The sequence below is a fragment of the Phormidium sp. CCY1219 genome (assembly GCF_055795085.1).
The window spans coordinates 1-4,602 of record NZ_JAYFEQ010000580.1 but is presented as its reverse complement, the minus strand read 5'-3'; the positions used below and the strand labels follow the sequence as shown (position 1 = coordinate 4,602).

The 4,602-nt window shown below is 52.3% G+C and carries 3 protein-coding genes and 1 pseudogene; 2 read left to right on the top strand and 2 right to left on the bottom strand.

From position 1 onward, the window contains the following. Positions 1 to 801: 801 nt before the first annotated feature. A pseudogene (locus AC0QH1_RS16265) lies at positions 802 to 1,215 on the bottom strand ((2Fe-2S) ferredoxin domain-containing protein); the annotation flags it as partial. Between the two features lie 524 nt (positions 1,216 to 1,739). On the opposite strand from AC0QH1_RS16265, the gene groES reads away from it, so the two are divergent. After that, entirely contained in the window at positions 1,740 to 2,051 is a 312-nt protein-coding gene (groES, locus tag AC0QH1_RS16260; RefSeq protein ID WP_324632258.1) for a co-chaperone GroES, read from the top strand. A gap of 88 nt (positions 2,052 to 2,139) precedes the next feature. Next, positions 2,140 to 3,771, top strand: coding sequence for a chaperonin GroEL (groL, locus tag AC0QH1_RS16255; RefSeq protein WP_324632256.1), 1,632 nt, complete (start codon positions 2,140 to 2,142; stop codon positions 3,769 to 3,771). Between the two features lie 240 nt (positions 3,772 to 4,011). Here the strand turns inward: groL and AC0QH1_RS16250 are convergent, their stop codons facing one another. Further along, positions 4,012 to 4,503, bottom strand: a complete 492-nt coding sequence (locus AC0QH1_RS16250; RefSeq protein WP_442957323.1) for a Uma2 family endonuclease — start codon at positions 4,501 to 4,503, stop codon at positions 4,012 to 4,014. Positions 4,504 to 4,602 lie beyond the last annotated feature (99 nt).

Below are 4,602 nucleotides of genomic sequence, written 5' to 3'. Positions count from 1 at the left end.
CGTTCCGAATGTCGATTGTTTGTGCCTTTAGGACGCCACTATACGCCGGGTTTCTTTTGAGTGTGTGGAAGGTCGAATAGAGACTCGCCTTCCCTTTATCCTTCACCTTTTGGTTCCAGCGTATCAGTCTAATTTTCGCTGGTTTCAAATATCGACGCTTCAATCGTGGCTTCGTTTTCCTATCCATAGACACTTGCTCGATGGGGTACCTGTTTAGACTCAGGCTTAACCATCTTTCCTCCCCGCTTCACGGATTGATGACCAGTCGCTACTGTGGGGGAGGTGCTTTCACATGACACACTTCATGGGGTGGGCTTTCACCACCATCGATATTCAGTTGTCAAGGCCCTTTTGGAACCTTACCCTGCCCACGTTTCGGAGATTTTCCTTGACTTTTGGCAGGAACGGATCGCACCTCTAAATATTGATTATAACTCATTGGCTACCCTCCTAACGGGTTGGCTAGATCCCTCGATCGCCGGGAGTTCAGCTGCGATCGCTTGGAAATCTCGGCATTCGAGGTTCCCGCAGAGGGGGGTGGCGATCCGTTAGGGATCCCTCGGTTGAGAATCACAGATCGCCACTACAAATCAAAACCCGTGAAGGACAACGCCGCCCTCGGAAAATCCAATCGCCCCTCCATTACTGGCGATCGCCCTTGGTTTCGCCCTTCGTTCCCGATAGTCCGGTTCCCGAGGACGGGCCTTGGGCTGTGGAGGTGACTTTTTTCTGCGCCTCGGCGCTGCTGTTTCCCTCCACTGGCGGCGCTTGGGAATCCATTGCTGGGGCTGGAAATCCAGGTAGGGGATGGGTTAAAAAGGCATACTCTTCCACCACGCGATTTCCCAAGAGATGTTCTTGGATAATCCGTTCGATGACCGGTGGGGTGGCGCTATGGTACCAAACCCCATCGGGATACACCACTAAAATCGGGCCTGAACAACAGACCCGCAGACAATTGGCTTTCGTGCGAAACACGCAATTCGGGCGCTCTTGAGTGACGCGATCGAGCTTTAACTCTTTCAGTCGTTTTTTGAGGTAGTTCCAGGCTTCGAGACCCGCTTCAGTGGCGCAGCATTTGGCCACGCTTTGATCGGCACAGATAAAGACGTGGCGCTGAATTTGGTTGAGTCCCAAACTTTGGACGCAGTTTTGCAAAGCGTTCTCATCTCCGGGAACGCAGGGGGTTGGCGGTTGAGAATCGGCGTTTGGCATGGATTGGTGGGTCCTCAAAAAAGCGAATTACAAAGGTGAAGTTACGAATTCACTCCCGGAACGGTTTCCGGGTTATTTTGTCACGCCCCATTCCCCCAGGGAGCTTGAGGGTTAGGGTTTCGTGAGTGCAGAGTCTAGTTTACCAACGCCACAGGGCGCAATGGCAGGGGGATGGCGCGGGTAAATTGTTAATTGCTGATTGTTTATTCTGTAGTTACTAAGGAGTGAAAATGCAACTCCAAGCGGTTTTACTGAAGGATTGAACGGTGAGAACAGCCCGGGTGGGCGACTCCCGAATCCCTCTCCAGAAGTCCGGTCTGGAAAGTTCGGGAACCCGTACAGAAAAATTAGTTGCACAGCGTACCCAATTTTAGGTAAATTAGCACTCAGAAGTTGAGAGTGCTAAAGCGAGCGCCAAGCGGTCACCAGTGGCAAGGCTGAAAAGCCGATAAATGCAAAGCCTTCGAGCGTGACCGCCACGCACGAGAAGCTCTTGACCGATAGTTGATAAGGAGGAAATATAAATGGCCCCTGTTTCTTTAAGTGTTTCGACGGTGAAGCCCCTTGCCGATCGCGTATTCGTGAAGGTAAGTGCCTCTGAAGAAAAAACCGCAGGTGGAATTTTACTGCCCGACACCGCAAAAGAAAAACCGCAAGTGGGAGAAATTGCCGCTGTGGGAGCTGGCAAGCGCAACGATGATGGCTCTCGCCAAGAGCTGGAAGTGAAAGTTGGCGACAAGGTGCTGTACTCCAAATATGCCGGCACCGACATCAAGCTGGGCAATGAAGAATACGTCCTGCTGGCGGAAAAAGACATTTTGGCGATCGTTGGCTAAAACAAGCGCTTTTTTGCCGCGAAGTTTTATGCCTCATTCTACCTAGTTCATCTCATAGTAGTCCTCTTACACACTGCAACGGATACCTATGGCTAAGCGTATCATCTACAACGAAAATGCTCGTCGCGCCCTGGAAAAGGGCATGGATATTTTGGCGGAGTCTGTCGCCGTCACCCTCGGGCCGAAAGGTCGCAACGTGGTTTTGGAGAAAAAATTCGGCGCACCTCAAATCGTGAATGATGGGGTGACCATCGCCAAAGAAATCGAACTGGAAGATCACGTGGAAAATACGGGGGTTTCCCTGATTCGTCAAGCTGCGTCGAAGACCAACGACGCCGCCGGAGACGGAACCACCACCGCCACGGTGTTAGCCCACGCGATGGTGAAAGAAGGACTGCGCAACGTCGCGGCGGGTGCGAATGCGATCGCCCTGAAGCGCGGTATCGACAAAGCCACTGCGTTCTTAGTGGATAAAATTGCCGAGCACGCCCGTCCGGTGGAAGAATCCAAGGCGATCGCCCAAGTGGGCACCATCTCTGCCGGTAACGATGAAGAAGTCGGCAAAATGATTGCCGAAGCAATGGACAAGGTGGGCAAAGAAGGTGTGATTTCCCTCGAAGAAGGAAAATCCATGACCACCGAACTGGAAATCACCGAAGGGATGCGCTTTGACAAAGGCTACATCTCTCCCTATTTCGTCACCGACACCGAACGGATGGAAGCGGTACTCGATGAGCCGTTCATCCTGATCACCGACAAGAAAATTGCCCTGGTGCAAGACCTGGTGCCGGTACTCGAACAGGTGGCGCGGTCCGGTAAGCCCCTGATTATTATCGCCGAAGATATTGAAAAAGAAGCCCTGGCAACTCTGGTGGTGAACCGCCTGCGTGGCGTGCTCAACGTCGCTGCGGTGAAGGCTCCTGGGTTTGGCGATCGCCGCAAAGCCATGCTCGAAGATATCGCCATCCTCACCGGCGGTCAACTGGTGACCGAAGATGCAGGTCTGAAGCTGGAAAATACCAAGATCGATATGCTCGGTAAAGCTCGCCGCATCACCATCACCAAAGACAACACCACCATCGTCGCTGAAGGCAACGACCAAGAAGTAAAAGCTCGCTGCGAGCAAATCCGCCGTCAAATGGAAGAAAGCGAATCTTCCTACGACAAGGAAAAACTGCAAGAGCGTCTGGCGAAACTCGCCGGTGGCGTCGCCGTGATCAAAGTCGGTGCCGCAACTGAAACCGAAATGAAGGACCGCAAGCTGCGCCTGGAAGACGCCATCAACGCCACTAAAGCGGCGGTGGAAGAAGGTATCGTTCCTGGCGGTGGCACCACCCTGGCTCACCTGGTCCCGGCTCTGGAAGAATGGGCCACCAGCAACTTCACCGGAGAAGCACTCACCGGGGCGATGATTGTCTCTCGCGCTTTGGCGGCTCCCCTGAAGCGGATCGCGGAAAATGCCGGCCAAAATGGTGCCGTGATCGCTGAGCGCGTCAAAGAAAAAGACTTTAACGTGGGCTACAACGCGGCGAATAACGAATTCGTGGATCTGTTTGAAGCCGGTATCGTTGACCCCGCTAAGGTGACTCGTTCCGCACTGCAAAATGCCGCCTCGATCGCCGGTATGGTGCTGACCACCGAGTGCATCGTGGTTGACAAACCTGAGCCGAAGGAAGGCGCTCCCGCCGGTGCCGGCATGGGCGGTGACTTCGACTACTAATTCCTGAGTCGATCGGGGGATTTTATCCGTTCCTCCGATATCGATAACTCGCTACAGTAGGGTGGGCACTGCCCACCCTACTTGTGCTTTGAGAGCGTTTCTTGGGCAACATCCTACAAGCGGGCATTGAGGATTCGTTCGAGATCATTAGAATGCACGAGTGTTCACAGAAGGTTTAAGTGCCGGATGCCGGATCGTTTTACTCAATGTTTGTCCCCGATGAACGCGATCGCCGCAATTTTATTCCCCGGCGTCTTCTGCTGTGTCTAACTCCACTTTATCGTACAAATCTTCCAGGGCAATCTGAAAGTCAATCGCATTCAGACAAATACTTTCATCGGTGGCATCATATTCCACAAACATCCACCGCTTGCGATCGCTTTTAACATATTGCTCCACCTGGATTCTGTACTGGTCAATGACTAGATATTCCTGAAAATTGGGAATCCTCCGATAGGCGGCAAATTTTTTATCTTTATCATAACTTCGGGTAGATTCGGATAATATCTCAGCAATGACCAACGGATTGGTAATGGTGTCTCGCCTTCCTTCTTGCAACTGCAAATCCCCCCGCACTACCATCACATCCGGATAAGTGTATATGCGCTTTCTGGGAATCCAAAGGCGCCGATCGGTAAAGAACACATCATAAGGCTGAAGCTTGAGGGCAAAATCGAGCGCCGCATATAGGTTGCCAGCAATTCGATTGTGATTTGGTGTCCCACCCGTCATTGGAATAATTTCACCATTGATATAGTCATCAGAAATTAGGGTTGGTAAGGGGGAGAACGGAAACCCTCGTCATTTATGCGTAGGGAGGAGTTCTCCCCC